This window comes from Dietzia sp. oral taxon 368 (assembly GCF_002999155.1).
GTDB classification, from domain to species: domain Bacteria; phylum Actinomycetota; class Actinomycetes; order Mycobacteriales; family Mycobacteriaceae; genus Dietzia; species Dietzia cinnamea.
This window is the reverse complement of record NZ_CP027238.1, coordinates 1493960-1509742: the sequence shown is the minus strand read 5'-3', so window position 1 is coordinate 1509742 and position 15783 is coordinate 1493960. Positions and strand designations below refer to the sequence as shown.

Sequence of the window (15783 nt, the reverse complement as noted above, 5' to 3'; positions counted from 1 at the left end):
GCTGGCTCCATGAACAGGCGGCGTACATGAACAAGCGGCGGCGGCCCGAGGTGTCCGTGGCCAACTGGGAGGCCGTGTACGACTTCTACGGGCCCGGTCGGCGGCGGGACTGGTTCACCTACCCGCTGCTGGCGCTCGTCGACGCGATCTACCGGCCGCGGCTGCGGATCCCCGACGAGACGGTCGCGCGGCTGCACCGCCTGCACTCCGACGGCGTGGGCATCGTCGTGGCCGTCAACCACCCGTCCGCGCACGACCCCACCGTGCTCGCGGCGGCCCTGTTCGACCGGCGGATCCGCTTCCTCGCGAGCGGGACCGGGTTGACCAAGGACCCGTTGTTCCGCGGGCCCCTGCGACCGGTCTTCGAGTACACCGGCACGGTGCCCGTGTTCCGGGCCAAGAACTACGAGGGGACGGCGTCCGACATCCACGAGGCCGCCGCCACGCGCCTCATCGGGCTCTGCGTGGACCGGCTCGCGGGCGGGGGCGTCGTGCTCACGTTCGTCGAGGGCACCAACTCCTCCGCCGACGACCTGCGCACGCTGCGGCTCGAGTCGGTGAAGAAGGGCGTCGGCATGATGGTCGCGGGCGCCCGCGAGGCCGGCGCCCCGGTGGCCGTGCTGCCGCTGGGACTCGCCTACCACGGCCGCGAGCACGCGAAGCTGCCCCCGCGACGCGCCGTCGCCGCGGCGGCGCCGATCGTGGTGTGGGACTCCGGGCCGCCGCCGACTGTCGACGAGGTGCGCGCTGCCGTGCGGGACGGCATCGACGAGGCGCTCACGACCGCCTGGGGTTAGACCACGCCCGGGACGACCTCGAAGTCCACCCCGCCGGCCTCGAGCTCGCGGGCCCGATCGGCCAGGGTGGCCGATGCGGCGATCCGCACGACCCCGTGCCCCGCGGCGTACCGTGTCGCCACAAGATCCGCCACGCGGGCGGCGGGCAGGTCGGTGGCGGCTTCGAGCACTTCGACGTCGTCGTCTAGCTCCGCCACCAGTGTGGCGTCGGCCGCGCCGTCCACGACGAGCACGTCGGCGGTGTGGACGAGGCGCCGCGCACGGACGGTGAGCAGGTCGCCGTCGCCGCTGCCGCCGACCAGCGCGACCCACCCGGTGGCCGGGCGGCGGCGCGCACGCAAACCGGCGGGTGCGGTGGCCAGGGAGCGCGCGACGTGGCGTCCCACCCGCACCGAGCGGCGGGGGTCGCCCGAGTCGACGGCGATGCGCACGGTTCCGGTGGGCGTCGCGACGGCCGTGCGCGCGGGCACCCGCGCCGATCCCAACGCGGAGTCCCCGGCGGTGACGCACCAGATCCGCCGTTGCTCGCACAGTGCGGCGACCTCGGCGTCGATCCGGGGGTCGCCGGTGGCGACGTGCACCATCCAGGGACTGTCCAGGTCGGCGGGGGCGAAGGGCCTGGTGACGACGACGAGGTCGTCGCCCGCCCGCTCCGCGAGGTCGGCCATCGCCGGGTCGACGCGCGGAGCCACCACCCGGACGAGGGCGCCTGCCTCGAGGAACGTCGTCGCCCGGCGGGCCGAGACGGGTCCCGCCCCGACGAGCAGCACCTCCCGACCCGCGAGGCCGACGGTGAGCGGCAGCCCGTCCAGCGTGGGTGCCGGCGGGGCCGCCGGCGACAACGCGATGGTCACAGGTGGATGCCGCACTCGGTCTTGGACGAGCCCGCCCAGCGGCCGGACCGCGGGTCGGCACCGGCCTCGACGCGGCGGGTGCAGGGCTCACAGCCGATCGACGGGTACCCGTCGTCGAGGAGCGGGTTGAGCAGGCATCCGTGCTCGGCGGCGTAGTCGTGGACGCGCTCCATGGTCCACGCCACCAGCGGGTTGATCTTGACCATCGAGTGCTTCTCGTCCCACTCGACCATGGCCGCGCCGGCCCGGTGGTCGGTGTCGACGCGGCGCAGGCCGGTGATCCACGCCTCGTACCCGGACAGGGCGGCGTCGAGCGGTTCGACCTTGCGCAGGCGGCAGCACATCTCGGGGTCGGTCTCGTAGGGGCGCGGGCCGAGGGCGGCCTCGTGCTCCTCGCGGGTCGCGGGGCTGCGCACGTCCACCACGTTGAGACCGGGGGTGGCGGCGAGCGCGTCGCGGACGCCGACGGTCTCGGAGAAGTGGTAGCCCGTGTCCAGGAACAGCACGTCCACGCCGGGGGCGTGCTGCGCTGTCATCTCGGGCACGACCGTGTTGGCCATGGAGCACGCCACCGCGAGCGCGTCACCGAAGGTCTCCCCCGCCCAGGCCAGGACCTCCGCCGGGTCGATCTCGGAGTGGTTGCCGTAGAGGCCGCGGTCGTCGAAGCGGCGGCCCGCCTCCTCGGCGATGGCCTTGAGCTCGGCGGTGGTGCGCTTCCGGCCGGGGCCGGGCGTGAGGACGGTGCTGCGGGGCAGCAGTTCCAGGCTCACTGCGGTCATACGAGGACCTCCTCGTCCACCCGGTGCGCCCACTCGGCGAAGGTCTCGCCGCTGGCACCGGTCTCCATGTACTTGCGGATCACGCGTTCGACGTAGTCGGGCAGCTCCGCGGACGGCACGCGCAGGCCGCGGACCGTGCGGCCGAGCCCGCCGGACTCCTGGTCCTCCGACGCCAGCCCGCCGCCCAGGTGGACCTGGAAGCCGGGGGTGTCGCCGTCGAGGAGCTGGCCCTTGAGGCCGATGTCGGCGGTCTGGATGCGGGCGCAGCTGTTGGGGCAGCCGTTGAGGTGGATCGACAGCGGCGTGCGCAGGGGCGCGTCGTCGGCGAAGCGACGCTCGAGCTCGTCGACCAGCGCGGTGGCCGTGTCCTTGGTGTCGACAAAGGCGAGCTTGCAGAACTCGATGCCCGTGCACGCCATGGTGGCGCGACGGAAGGAGCTCGGGCGGGCGTACAGCCCGATCTCGGCGAGGCCCTCGACCAGCTGGTCGACCTTGTCCGGCTCGACGTCCAGCACGAGCAGCTTCTGGTGCGGGGTGAAGCGCACACGGTGCGACCCGGCGGCCTCGGCGAGGTCGGCGACCTGTGCGAGCTTCTCGCCGCCGACGCGGCCGACGGTCGGGGCGGCGCCCACGTAGAAGCGGCCGTCCTTCTGCTCGTAGATGCCCACGTGGTCACCGGAGCCGACGCCACGTTCGGGCGCCGGGCCGTCGGGGAGCTCGCGGCCGAGGTACTCGTCCTGCAGCACCTGGCGGAACTTCTCGGCGCCCCAGTCCTTGATGAGGAACTTCAGCCGGGCGCGGGTGCGCATGCGGCGGTAGCCGTAGTCGCGGAAGATGCCCACCACGCCGGCCCACACCTCCGCCGCCTCCTCCTGGCGGACGAACACGCCGATGCGGGTGGCGAGCTGCGGGTTGGTCGACAGGCCGCCGCCGACCCAGAGGTCGTATCCGGGGCCCAGCTCGGGGTGCTCGACGCCGACCAGCGAGATGTCGTTGATCTCGTGGACCACGTCGAGGCTCGGGTGGCCGGTGATGGCGGACTTGAACTTGCGCGGCAGGTTCGAGAACTCGGGCGTCCCGATGTACTTGGCCTTGATCTCCTCGATCACCGGGGTGGGGTCGAGGATCTCGTTCTCCGCCACACCGGCGACCGGGCTACCGAGGATGACGCGCGGGCAGTCGCCGCACGCCTCGACCGTGTCGATGCCCACGTCCTCGAGCCGCTGCCAGATTGCGGGGACGTCCTCGATGGCGATCCAGTGGTACTGGATGTTCTGCCGGTCGGAGATGTCGGCCGTGCCGCGGGCGAAGTCGGTCGAGATGCTCGCCAGCACGCGCAGCTGGTCGGTGGAGACCGCGCCACCGTCCGTGCGGACGCGCATCATGAAGTACTTGTCCTGCAGCTCGTCGGCCTCGAGCTTCGAGGTCCGGGAGCCGTCGAGGCCCTGCTTGCGCTGCGTGTACAGGCCCCACCAGCGCATACGGCCCGACAAGTCGTCCGACGGGATCGAATCGAAGCCCTCCTTGGAGTACGTGTCCAGGATGCGCTGGCGCACGTTGAGGGCGTCGTCCTCCAGCTTGAACTGCTCGTTGTGGTTGAGCGTGAGCTTGCCGTCGATCTTCCACTGCCCCTGTGGCTTGGCCGCGCGCGCGGGACGAGCGGTACGGGGGGCGGCTGCAGTATCGGTCATGGCGGCGAGGATAGTCAGAACAGACTGGTCTGTCTAACAAGGGTCGCCTAACCGCATCAAGCGTCCGCACCACCGGAAGCCTCCCCGCACGCGTTGCGCTCGGGTCTGCGCCGCCTGAAGAGCGCGCCATCAGAAGGGTGGTGGTGGTTGGAGGAGTTCGTCGAGGTGTTGGTGGAGGGCGTGGAGGATGGCTTTTTCCAGGGTGCTGTCGGTGGGTTTGTTGCGTTGCCACCAGCGGCTGGCCGCGGCGGGGGTCGTTCTTTCGCGCGGGGCCGGGTCCGGGGTGGTGTCGGCGGCGGTCTCGGGTGGCGGCGAGGTCGCGTCGGCTGCGTTGTGGGCGGTGGCGCGGGCGCGTTCGCGGGCCAGGCGTTGGGCGCGGCGGGCGAAGTAGGTGGCCTCGTCCAGGATCCCGGCCCCGGTGTCGGGGTTGGGGTTGCGGCGTTGCTGGCGTGCCCAGGCGTCGGCCTCGTCGCGTTGGTGCTCGCGCCGGTACTGGGCCAGCGGCCCGTCGGGGCGGGTGAGCATGACGGTGCCGTCGGGGGTGGTCACGATCAGGGTGCCGTCGGGCTCGAGCTTGTAGGTCCAGTCGGAGAAGGTTTTGAACCGGTGATGGCGGCGGCACTGACTGACCAGATTCGCCTCCACCGTCTGGCCGCCGGCGGTGGGGTCGGCGTGGTTGAACGGCACCACATGGTCCAGGTCGCAGTCGTCGGCGGGGACCGTGCACCCGGGGTGCCGGCAGGTGCCGTCGCGAAGCCGGACCCGGCGCGCCAACTCGGCACCGGGCCGGTATCTCAGCGCGGCGGCGGTGTCGTCGGCCGCGCCGAGGCGGGGATCGACCTGCTCGAACGAGGCGCCATCTGAGGTGGCGAGCATCTCCATCAGCGTGTGCAGGGCGGCTTGGCCGGTGCGGGTGAACTCCACCCGCGCGCCGTGGTCGTCGCGGCCGTTGTCGCCGGTGGCGATGACGGTGACCTTCGGCCGCAATACCGGCGCCAGCCCCTGACCGCCGCCAGTGGCGGCGCTCGGGTCGCCCGGGCCGGCGTTACTGTCGGTGCCAGTGTCGGTGCCGGTGCCGGTGTCGGTGTCGGGGTGGGTGGGGGTGTCGCCGCAGATCAGCGACATCAGGGCGTCGGCGCGGCGTTCAGCTTTGGAGTAGCGCGGCTCCGGCTCGGCCGGGGCATCCGGGTCGGCCGCGGCGGCTGCGCCAGTGTCGGCGGCCTGGTGTTCGGCGACCCGCTGGTCGAGGGCCTCGGCCAGCACGGCGGCTTCCTCGGTGGCCAGCAGGGCGGAGACGGTGGACATACCGTCGACGCCTTTGCCGATGCGCACACCGCGGCCGCGGCTGGCGTCTTCCTTGCGCAGGCGGATGGCGTCGGGGTCGTGGCGACCGATGACGGCGTCGATGTCATCGCGCAGGGCCTTATCGCCCAGGCGGATACCGGCGGCGACACCGTTGAGGTAGTCCTCGACGACCTGGCGCTGGACCTTCTCCAACACGTCCCCGCGGACGGTGGCCATCTGCCGGGCCAGCAGTTCGGCGACGCGTTGTTCCATCAGCCCGGCGGCCATGGCCTCCAGAATCGCCGGGTAGCGGGTGTGCAGTTCCCAGGCAAAGGACAGCATCTTCTCCGCGCGCCTGGCCGAGATGGACATCGCCGCCACCACATACCCGGCCGCCGCGACGAGCCCGTCCACAACAGCGTGGCCGGGACGGGCCTCGTGACTGCCGTCGATACCGTGCCCGTACTCACGCCAACACTCCTGCAGCAGCGCGTAACAAGCGACCAGGCGCTGCGCGGCCGCGCGGTTCTCGGCGGCCCAGCCTTCGCGCGCCGCCGTCGTCAGGCCTGCCAACGCGGCAGCGGGGTTACCGGTCGTGCGCTCCGGATCGCCGTCCATGCCCCACCCCCCGTGGTCGCCTACGCGGCCATGCCGCGCCATGTCTCGAATACGTGTTCTATTCTACGGTCACGCGTTCGACACCACAAGGGGCATCTGCGAATTACTCGCCAACCGCTTCGCGTAGCGCAATCGAAGCGAGAAGCCAGCTGTCGCCGAATCGCCGAGAACCCAGTCGCCGAAATTGAGCGATAGTTAGTTAGCGTGGCCAGTTCTTCACGAACCGATCATTTAGCAGGTCGACAGTTCGCAAATTCCTTAGCTGGCGACCAAGCCGGGGAATATGTGACTTTCGCGGTGGCACGGCACTCAGGGCGGTCGTAACTTCTGGTGGTGTAGCCCACAGACAGTGGGCACGTCACGTCGAAAGGGCACGACATGGGCGAGATTTCTGACTTCTGGTTCGACCTCTCCGAAGGGTCCGCTGACCTCCTCCCCGCGGGTGGCGTCGGCTCGGCCGCAATCGACGGCCTGCTCCGCCTTCCCTCGTACATCCTCTTCACGCTCGGTGGCGGCGCGGAGATCTTCGGCTCCTGAGTCACACCCCTTCCCGCTTCGCCGCGATCGTGCCCTGAACACGACCGCGGCGTCGCGCATTTCCGGGCCTCTCCGGAGCGGCGGGACAGGTCTTCTCAGAGTCCGCAGAACTCCAGCCAGCTGTCGACCTCACGGCGGGCCTGCTCGCGTCCCGAGACGTACGCCTCCGCGAGCCGGTCGACCCGGCGCTCGTAGCTCCTGATCGTCACCCGCTCCGGTCGGAAGACCAGCGCGTCGCCCGACTTCTCCAGCTCCTCGATCTCGTCGAGCGTCTCGTTGTACAGCGCCCAGCGGTGCAGGAGCGCCTCCCCCACCGCCGGGAAGCGACGGAAGTACGAGCGATAGAAAGGCGTCAGTCGGCGCGGCGGGATCTTCCGGTAGCCCTCAGGCTGAGTGAGCACGATCAGGAACTTCTCGAACCCCGCCTCGCGCGCCGCCGACAACGGGATCCCACCGTCGTGGCCCAGGGCGCCGTCGACGTAGTACTCGCCGTCGATGAGCACCGGCGGCATCCACACCGGCATGGTCGACGAGGACCGAACCATCCGCATGAGGTCGGCCATCGACTCGACGTCGTCCTCGGTCCAGAAGACCGTCTCGCCATCCGAGCAGCGGAACGTCCCGATCCGCGCGGCGGTCCCGCTGGCCTCGAACGTCTCGAAGTCGTACGGCAACACCTGATCCGGCAGGCCGGCCTGCTCGTAGATGTACTCCGCGTTAAACAGGCCCTTGCCGCGCGCGAAACTACGCAAGTCCCCGAAGTTCGGGTCCGCGGCCATCTCCACGAAACTCTTCCGGGCGCGTACCGCGTCGCGGGAGACGTAGTTAGCGAGGTGAGACGCCCCGGCCGAGATTCCGGCGACCAGACCGGTGTGGATCCCCGCCTCGATCAAGGTCTCGACAACGCCCGCGGTGTGCACCGCCCGCATACCACCGCCCTCGAAGAGCAGGGCGACATCGGGGGCGGTCGGCTCCAGCGTCGCAGTGCCGGCGCGCGTATGTCTCGGTCCCGCATCAGTCACTCCTCCAGACTAGGAGGTCTGGGCGCGGGGGTCCGGTGGCGGAGGTTCAGTGGCGCAGCCGCCTCCCCGTTACTAGTGTCACCACCCGTGACCCAACTCACCGAGCTCGTCGCGAGCATCAACGACGTCTACTGGTACGGCGTCATCGCACTCCTGGTGATCGCCGGGCTGTACTTCTCAGTGACCACGTTGATCGTCCAGATCCGGCTCTTCCCGGAGATGCTCCGGACCATCACCGAGAAACCCTCCGACATCGAACCGGACAAGAAGGGCATCTCCGCCTTCCGCGCCTTCACCATCTCGGCGGCATCCCGGGTCGGCACCGGCAACGTCGCGGGCGTGGCCATCGCCATCACCGTCGGCGGGCCCGGGGCGGTTTTCTGGATGTGGCTCCTCGCCATCATCGGTGGCGCGACCGCCTTCATCGAGTCGACGCTCGCGCAGCTGTACAAGGTCAAGGGCAGGGACTCGTACGTCGGCGGACCGGCGTACTACATCCGCGACGGGCTGGGCTGGAAGCCGGTGGCCGTGGCGTTCGCGGTGATCATCACCGTCACCTACGGCTTCGTGTTCAACGCCGTCCAGGCCAACTCGATCTCCGAATCCGTCCGCAACCAGTTCGACCTCCAGGGCACCGGAGCCGGAATCGCCATCGGCCTGGGGCTGGCGCTCGTGACGGGCCTCGTCATCTTCGGTGGCGTACGCCGCCTGTCCGCTGTCACCGAGATCCTGGTCCCGGTCATGGCCGCGGCCTACGTCGTCGTCGCCCTCGTCGTCGTCGCCATCAACATAACCGAGGTCCCCGACATGATCGGCCTCATCGTCGGCCACGCCCTCGGGTTCCGCGAGATCGCCGGCGCCACCATCGGCGCGGCGATCATGCAGGGCATGCGCCGCGGCCTCTTCTCCAACGAGGCCGGCATGGGTTCCGTCCCCAACGCCGCGGCGACCGCCTCGGTCTCCCACCCCGTCAAGCAGGGCCTCGTCCAGTCGCTCGGCGTGTACTTCGACACCCTCGTCGTCTGCTCGGCCACGGCGTTCATCATTCTGCTAGCGGACCCCGAGTTCGGCGGAGACAGAGAGGGCATCACGCTCACGCAGGACTCGCTCGCGTCGCAGGTCGGCGAGTGGGGCGTGCCGTTCCTCATGGTGGTCATCTTCTTCCTCGCCTTCTCCTCGATCCTCGGCAACTCGTACTACGGCGAGGCCAACATCAACTTCCTGCGCGACAGCCCGCGGTCGATCAACGTCTTCCGCGCGCTGGTCCTGCTCGCGGTGTTCGGCGGCGCGCTCGGCTCGGTGGACCTGGTGTGGGGCCTTGCCGACCTGTTCATGGGCTTCATGGCCACCATCAACCTCATCGCGATCCTGCCGCTCGGCGGACTCGCCGTGGCGCTGCTGCGGCACTACCTGCAGCAGAAGACGAAGGGACACAACCCGGTGTTCCACCGCGACGACCTGCCACGGGCCCGAAACGTCACCGCCTGGGACGGCTCCGACCCGATGACGCACCAGCACATCGCCGACGATGCCCGCGAGGTCAAGGCCGACGAATGACCGAAACCGCACGCCGCGCCGACACCGCCCACCGCGCCGATGCCAATCGCCGGAGCCTGACCGCGCTGCCGAAGGCGCACCTGCACGTCCACCTCGAGGCGGCCATGCGGGAGGCGACGCTGCGGCAGTGGTGCGCGGAGGACGGCCTCGAGGTGCCGCCGCTCGTCGACTACCCGGACTTCACGCGGTTCCTCGACGCGTACGGCCTGCTCATCGACCTCCTGCACACGCCGGAGCGAGTCGAGCAGCTCCTGGACGAGGTGATCGCCGACGCCGCCGCGCAGGGGGTGGTGGCGCTCGAGTTCGCGTCGATCCCCGAGAAGGCGGTGGCGTTCGGCTCCGCCGAGGAGGCGCTCGAGTTCCAGCTGCCGGTCATGGCCGAGGCGTCACGCAGGCACGGGGTGTGGGCCGGCGCGATCGTGAGCATCGACCGCGGCGCGGGGCCCGAGCACGCGCTCGAGGCGGCACGGCTGGCCGCGCGGTTCGCCGACCGCGGCGTCGTGGCGGTGGGTCTGGTCGCCGACGAGCGTGACAGTCCCGTGGCCGCCGCGGCGGAAGCGTTCGCGATCGCCCGCGACGCCGGACTCGGGGTGGTGCCCCACGCGGGCGAACTGGGCGGGCCGGAGGAGGTCCGCTCCGCCGTCGAACTGGGGGCGGACCGCATCCAGCACGGGGTGCGCGCCGTGGAGGATCCGGGCGTGCTCGAGCTGCTCGCCGAGCGGGGGACGTGCCTCGACGTGTGCCCCACCTCCAACGTCGTGCTGGGCGTGAGTCCCTCGCTCGAGAGCCATCCCCTGCCCGCGCTCCTGGCCGCCGGCGTGCGGTGCTCGATCGGCGCCGACGACCCCCTGCTGTTCGGCGCGGACGTGGTCGACGAGTACGTGTCCGCACACGAGCGGATGGGCGTGCCCGAGGCGCAGCTCGTGGAGGTGGCGCGTACGTCGATCGAGTCGTCGTTCGCGCCGGCGGACGTCAAGCGGGACGCCCTCGCGCGCCTCGGTGCGTGGGAGGACCGGGCCGCCTGGCAGGACGGCGGCGCGTAAGGCGCGTCAGGCGCCCCAGGTCAGGCGCCTCGGCGGATGCGGTCGGCGGCGACGATCATCGGCACCTGCAGCGGCAGTCGGCCCCACGCGATCACCTGGTACTGCCAGACCGGCTTGCGGCGCCACGCGCGGACCATCTGCAGGTTGCCGGGGAACACGCCGAGGAACAGCGCGGTGGCGGCAGCACCACCCAGCCTCCGTGTGCGGGGCGCGGCCAACAGCCCGGCGACCGCGAGCTCCGCGACGCCCGACCCATAGGTCCACGCGCGGCGGCTGCCGGGCAGCTCGGGCGGGATGAGACCGTCGAACGGCCGGGGATTGACGAAGTGCAGGACCCCCATCGCCCCGAGGGCGGCGGGCATTGCCCAGTAGCGGGCGGTGCGGGGACGGGCGTTGCGGGGGCGGGCGGTCTCGGAGCTCATCAGCCGAGACTACGGGCGCGGCGGCCCCCTCACCGGATCCCCGGCAGGACGCGCTCGCCGATGAGCCGTACGGGGGCGACGACGACGAGGCCAGGCCGGTGCCCGGGCGCGAGGCATTCTGCCCGGCAGAGCGCGATAAGCCCGGGATCATCGAGCTGCGGCTGGAAGTGCGTGCCCAGTCTCGCGGTCCGCCGGGCGGCCGCGCCCCGCATCGAGGAAGACCAGCGGGTGGGGTTGCGAGAACGGCCTCGGGGTGGGCGGGTCCGCGGGAGTCGCGCGCTCCGTGGAGCCGTAGGCGTCCCGCACCCGGCCTGAGCTCACCTCCCGTCTTCCTCCTTTGACTCCTCTGCGTACCTGGGGGCCAGGGCCTCCATCTGCTGCATCACCAGCTGAATGGCCTCAGGTTGCTTGTCCGGTGGGTACCTGAACTTGCGCAGAGTCCGCTTGACCGAGGCGCGAAGCTTGGCCTTGACGTCTTCGCGGACCGTCCAGTCGGTGCGGATGTCGCGACGCATGGTGGCGACGATCGAGCGGGCGATCTCGGCCAGCACGTCGTCGCCGAGGACGTCGACCGCGGACTCGTTCAACGCGACCACGTCGTAGAACGCGAGTTCATAGCTTTCCAGCGGCGGCTCGAAGCGCTGCCCGCGGTCGGCTTCCGCGCTGACCTCCTTGGCGAGCTCCACCAGCTCGGCGATCACCTCGGCGGCCGTGAGCTGCTGGTTGGTATAGCGCACCATGAGCTCGTTGACGCGTTCGGAGAACAGCTTTCGCCGCACCTCGTTGCCGTGCGTGACCGTCGCGGCCTCCTCCAGCAACGTCGCCTTGAGCGCCTCGATCGCCAGGTGGGCCTTGGACGGCTTCTGCGCCTCCTCGACCCACTGCGGGGTCAGCGTGTCGAGCCGCGGGAGGGGCAGTCCGGCCTCGCGGTAGATGTCGACGACTCCTGTGCTCGCTGCGGAGTCGACGATCAGTTCGCCGAGAATGCGCTTGATCTCGTCCGGGACCAGTTCTCCGGCGCCGATCTTCTGCTGTGCGTCGAGCTTGAGCATCCAGACGCGGACCTCTTCGACGAACCGCACCTCGGGTCGGACCGTTTCGAGGGAGTCGTTCCCCGCCGCCAGCGCCCACGCCCGCGCGAGTTTGGATGACAGGTCGCGGAAGCGGTCGGCGAGAGGGCGCGCGTCCGGGTCGTCGTCGTCGCGGTTTCCTGGCGTGCCCGGCGACCGCAGGCGGGTGACCACGGTGAGGAGCGCATCACGCCAGCCGGTTTTGGCGTTGGCGTGCCACTGCGCCTTCCACTCGTCGCCGATGAGCTCACGCACGCCTGCGAGCAGGTCGAGCACGATCTGCGCGGCCTCCTCGGAGGTGCGGCCGACGAGCCGGTCACCGCCCTCCTGGGCCTCGCGGGTGAATTCCTCTAGCGCCTTGGACAGGTTGTCGGTGAGCGGCGCGTAGCCCACGAGCAGCCCGTCCTGCTTCCCGCGGAAGGTGCGGTTGACGCGGGCGAGGGTCTGCATGAGCAGCGCGCCCTTGAGCGGCCGGTCCACGTACAGGGTGTGCAGCGCCGGGGCGTCGAAGCCGGTGAGCATCATGTCTTTGACGATGATCAGCTCGAGCTCGTCGTCGGGGTTCTTCACCCGCTGCTTCACCGCGGCGATCGCACTCGGACGCCGGAGATGCCTGGTGACGTGCTCCTCGTCGCCCGGGTCGGCGGTGTAGACCACCTTGACCTTGCCCGTGTCGTCGGCATCGGAGTGCCAGTCGGGGCGGAGGGCGACGATCTCCTGGTACAGGTTCGCGGCGATGGATCGAGTGGCGCAGACGATCATCGCCTTGCCCGGGACACCGAGGAATGGCCGCATGGTGTCGCGGCGGGTCTCCCAGTGGGTCACCAGGTCGGCGGCCAGGGTGCGGATGCGCTCGGGGGCGCCGTAGACGGTGTCGAGCTTGGCCACCGCGCGCTGGAGGCGTTCGGCGTCCGCGGCGTCGAGGCCGCTCAGCGCCTCCTCCGCGGCGTCGTCGAGCGACTCGTCGTCCACGCCGGGCAGGCGCGCCAGGCTGATCAGCCGCGGTTCGTAGACCACGGGGACCGTGGCGCCGTCCTCCACCGCCCGGTGCAGGTCGTAGACGTCGATGTCGGCGCCGAAGACGCGGCGGGTGTCGCGCTCCCCCTCGGTGATGGGGGTGCCGGTAAAGGCGATGAGGGTCGCGTGCGGCAACGCGCTCTTGAGGTGCGCGGCGTAGCCGTCCAGGTTGTCGTAGTGACTGCGATGGGCCTCGTCGGCGATGACGACGATGTTGCGCCGGTCCGAGAGCAGCGGGTGAGTCGCTCCGGAGTCTCGTTCGGATTTGCTCAGGCCGAACTTCTGCAGGGTGGTGAAGTAGATGCCGCCCGAGCGGCGGTCCGCCAGCTGCGTCCGGAGCTCGTCGCGGGTGCGGACCTGCACCGGCTGCTCGGGGAGCAGGTCGGAGATCTGGAAGCCGTCGAACAGTTGGGAGTCGAGCTCGGTGCGGTCGGTGATGACGATGACCGTGGGGTTGGCCAGTCGCGGGTGCCGCATGATCTTGGCGGTGTAGAGCTCCATCTCCATGGACTTGCCGGAGCCCTGGGTGTGCCACACGACGCCGGCCCGGCCGTCGGAGGCCACGGCGCGGACGGTGGCACCGACGGCTTTGGTGACGGCGAAGTACTGGTGGGGCTTGGCGATGCGTTTGATCAAGCCGGACTCGGTGGCGTCGAAGGCGGTGAAGTCGCGGTGGAGTTGGCCGAATCGTTCGACGTTGAACACGCCGTCGATGAGGAGGTCGAGTTCGGTTGTGGGTTCCGCGGAGCCTTCGAGGGTGGTGAGGGGGGCGATGCGGCGGCCGTCGTCGTCGACGTTCCAGGGCGCGAAGTGGTTCCACGGGGTGAACGGCGTGCCGTAGCGGGCGGAGAGGTCGTCGGTGGCGACGACGACGACGGCGAAGCGGAACGCCATGGGGAATTCGTGGAGATAGGTGCGCAGCTGGTTGTATGCGAGTTCGGCGGTGGCGTTCTTGGCGCCCGGCTTCTTGAGTTCAAAGATCGCGAGCGGAAGTCCGTTGACGTAGGCCACCACGTCGAATCGTCGTTCGTGTTCGCGGCTGCGGACGGTCACCTGGTCCACGGCGTGGTACCGGTTGCGCGAGGCGTCGGCGGACAGGAAGCGGATGACCGGGGCGACCTCGCGGCCGTCGTCGTCGATGTAGGTCAGGCCCTTGTAGCCGTCGAGCAGGATGTGGTGTAGCCGGTGGTTCTCGGTGATGGCGTCCTGCGACTTGGGGGTGATCACCTCGGCCATGGCCTGCTGGAGGTATTCCTCGGGCACGTCCGGGTTGAGGTTGATCAGCGACTGCAGGAGGGTGCCCCGCAGGACGATGTCGTGCCACGAGTCGCGCTCCCCCGAGCCGGGCGCGAGGGATGGCCCGGGGCGGTGCTCCCATTCGCGCTCGGCGAGGGCGTCGAGGATCCCCTGCTCGGCTTGGGCTTCGGACCAGCCGTAGGTCATGATTGCTCTCCGTTTCTTGGCTGCTCCACGATTAATCGATAGTTCGTGGTCCGGTCCCCGCGCTGGCCGTCCATCACCACGTAACCCTCATCGAGCAGGGGTGCCAGGGCGTACCGGATCTGTCCGGCCGTCAGCTGCGTGCGCTCGATGATGTCGCGGAGCGTCGGGGCGTTCATCTCTGCCAATGCCGACAACACAGCGTTCTCGTTTCGAGTCTGCCGCCCGGCTCGTTTGTTCGTGACTACATCTACTGGGGTCGTGCCGACGGACGCCGATTTCCTGGCCCCAGCCGCCGCGTCGTATCCACGTTCACCCGGCGGCAACCACAGGATCGCGGTGAACTGAACTCCGGTGTTGATCAGCGTCGGACGTGGGAGCCCCGCCTGCGCAGCGCTCTCGAAGACCTCGCGTATCCCTCCACCTTCGCCTTCGATCACCCAGCCTCCGTCGGCTGTCTTCAACTTCTTCGCTGCTGCGTACAACCGTTGGTTGACGGCGGCTTGCGCATGTTCGGAGCTTTCGATCTGCTTCAGCGAGATCCCTCGCAGCCCGCCGGGGCTCTGGATCACGAGGTTGCGGCTGGTGAGGCGGATTTGGATCCCTTTTCCGGTACCCATCGTGTTGGGCCCGAGGTCGCGGTGCACGAGCGCGTTCGCGAGCAACTCCCTCACCGCTCGAAGTGGCAGTTCGTGCTCTTCCACCATGTGCCCGTCGTCGCGGTAGCGCCGCACCGTCGGTACGTTCGCCTCGACCCAGGCCATCACCTCATCGAGTAGTACGGGAACGGGACCGCTGAAGTCCCGCAGGTTGCGATTCCTCACGCCGGAGTCGGTAGAGGGCACTATCACCGCGGCTGTCACAGTCAGTGATGGCTCGGCTCCTTGTGGGAAGTCGCCGAGCATGTAGAGACCTGTCAGGGTCACTTCACCCCGGGGGGTAAAGATGCTGGTCAGTCGGAGAATGTCCTGGTCAGACTTGTCGGTCAGTCGATCTGTGGAGGATCGGCAGGCGGCGACGTACTGGTCCACGAGTTCCGGCACCAGCGCGTCTGCCCCCGTGTCCGGAATGACACGCCTGTCGTAGTCGATCCGCTCGTCGGTGTGGAGCTTCTCGACCTCGATCATCCGGAGTTCATGCTCTTGGATCTCGTAGTCACCATCTGATTGACGGAGATACGCGACCCCCTGGCACGTGGCCGGCTTGTCGTGAATGCTGAGTGGCCGCACGTCAACGACGATCACCGACTTTCCTTCAATCATCAGATGCTCGGTCGCGATGTGGGGTGAGGGACGAACGGCCTTGCGGGCTTGGTTGACGAGGCCCGCTTCCAGCTGGGCAGGTTTCTCGACGCCGGTGATCGTAAACCCGGATCGCTCATCGACACCCAGAATGAGAGTCCCGCCCTCCGGCATGTTCGCGAAGGCGCACAGAGTCTCCGGCGTAGAGGCGGGAAGACCGATAGCTGCCCGCTTGACCTCGATTGATGCGGAGTCTCCGCGACGCGACTTCAGCGAGTCGATCACGCTCCGCAGCCGCTGTTCCGTCCACATGACGCCCACTTTGGTTGTACCGACTATCGCCTCATTGAAACTGAGTTGCACTCTAGTTGCAATGAGGGTTGCACTCTCTGCATCGCCTGCCTGGGCCCG

Annotated in this window: 12 protein-coding genes; 4 read left to right on the top strand and 8 right to left on the bottom strand. The window is 69.5% G+C overall.

Annotated features, from left to right (window positions below; translation table 11 throughout):
• The first annotated feature begins 26 nt into the window (after positions 1-26).
• A complete protein-coding gene (locus C3V38_RS07105) occupies positions 27-797 on the top strand; it encodes a 1-acyl-sn-glycerol-3-phosphate acyltransferase (RefSeq protein ID WP_244881758.1) in 771 nt (256 codons plus the stop codon).
• Here C3V38_RS07105 and C3V38_RS07100 read toward each other — a convergent pair.
• From C3V38_RS07100 to C3V38_RS07085, 4 genes are all read right to left on the bottom strand, one after another.
• Positions 794-1651, bottom strand: a complete 858-nt coding sequence (locus C3V38_RS07100; protein WP_061229944.1) for an NAD(P)-dependent oxidoreductase — start codon at positions 1649-1651, stop codon at positions 794-796. The two genes, C3V38_RS07105 and C3V38_RS07100, sit on opposite strands and share 4 nt — an antisense overlap.
• Positions 1648-2430, bottom strand: a complete 783-nt coding sequence (locus C3V38_RS07095) for a phosphoadenylyl-sulfate reductase (protein WP_061229943.1) — start codon at positions 2428-2430, stop codon at positions 1648-1650. The genes C3V38_RS07100 and C3V38_RS07095 overlap by 4 nt, the downstream gene beginning before the upstream one ends.
• On the bottom strand, positions 2427-4121 hold the full coding sequence (locus tag C3V38_RS07090; protein ID WP_061917513.1) for a nitrite/sulfite reductase: 1695 nt from the start codon (positions 4119-4121) through the stop codon (positions 2427-2429). The genes C3V38_RS07095 and C3V38_RS07090 overlap by 4 nt, the downstream gene beginning before the upstream one ends.
• Before the next feature lie 129 nt (positions 4122-4250).
• Positions 4251-6023 (bottom strand): HNH endonuclease signature motif containing protein, encoded by a 1773-nt coding sequence (locus C3V38_RS07085; RefSeq protein WP_254426105.1) that lies wholly within the window; start codon positions 6021-6023, stop codon positions 4251-4253.
• A 378-nt stretch (positions 6024-6401) separates the two neighbouring features.
• Here C3V38_RS07085 and C3V38_RS17575 point away from each other — a divergent pair, with 378 nt between their 5' ends.
• Entirely contained in the window at positions 6402-6560 is a 159-nt protein-coding gene (locus C3V38_RS17575) for a hypothetical protein (protein WP_165001078.1), read from the top strand.
• 95 nt (positions 6561-6655) lie between these two features.
• On the opposite strand, the gene C3V38_RS07080 is transcribed toward C3V38_RS17575, so the two are convergent.
• The gene (locus tag C3V38_RS07080; protein ID WP_254426104.1) at positions 6656-7582 is read right to left on the bottom strand and encodes a patatin family protein; all 927 of its coding nucleotides are present in this window, start codon (positions 7580-7582) and stop codon (positions 6656-6658) included.
• Positions 7583-7669: 87 nt separating this feature from the next.
• Between C3V38_RS07080 and C3V38_RS07075 the strand changes: the two genes are divergently transcribed.
• Positions 7670-9139, top strand: coding sequence for a sodium:alanine symporter family protein (locus C3V38_RS07075; protein ID WP_106385393.1), 1470 nt, complete (start codon positions 7670-7672; stop codon positions 9137-9139).
• Positions 9136-10182, top strand: coding sequence for an adenosine deaminase (add, locus tag C3V38_RS07070; protein ID WP_082767890.1), 1047 nt, complete (start codon positions 9136-9138; stop codon positions 10180-10182). Before C3V38_RS07075 ends, add begins: the two co-directional genes overlap by 4 nt.
• A 20-nt stretch (positions 10183-10202) precedes the next feature.
• Here add and C3V38_RS07065 read toward each other — a convergent pair whose 3' ends face one another.
• The 3 genes from C3V38_RS07065 to C3V38_RS07050 all read right to left on the bottom strand — a co-directional run bounded on the left by C3V38_RS07065 (position 10203) and on the right by C3V38_RS07050 (position 15684).
• On the bottom strand, positions 10203-10604 hold the full coding sequence (locus C3V38_RS07065; RefSeq protein ID WP_174705762.1) for a hypothetical protein: 402 nt from the start codon (positions 10602-10604) through the stop codon (positions 10203-10205).
• 317 nt (positions 10605-10921) lie between these two features.
• On the bottom strand, positions 10922-14134 hold the full coding sequence (locus tag C3V38_RS07055) for a type I restriction endonuclease subunit R (RefSeq protein ID WP_070720717.1): 3213 nt from the start codon (positions 14132-14134) through the stop codon (positions 10922-10924).
• Positions 14131-15684, bottom strand: a complete 1554-nt coding sequence (locus tag C3V38_RS07050; protein WP_070720747.1) for an ATP-binding protein — start codon at positions 15682-15684, stop codon at positions 14131-14133. Before C3V38_RS07050 ends, C3V38_RS07055 begins: the two co-directional genes overlap by 4 nt.
• Between the last annotated feature and the right edge of the window lie 99 nt (positions 15685-15783).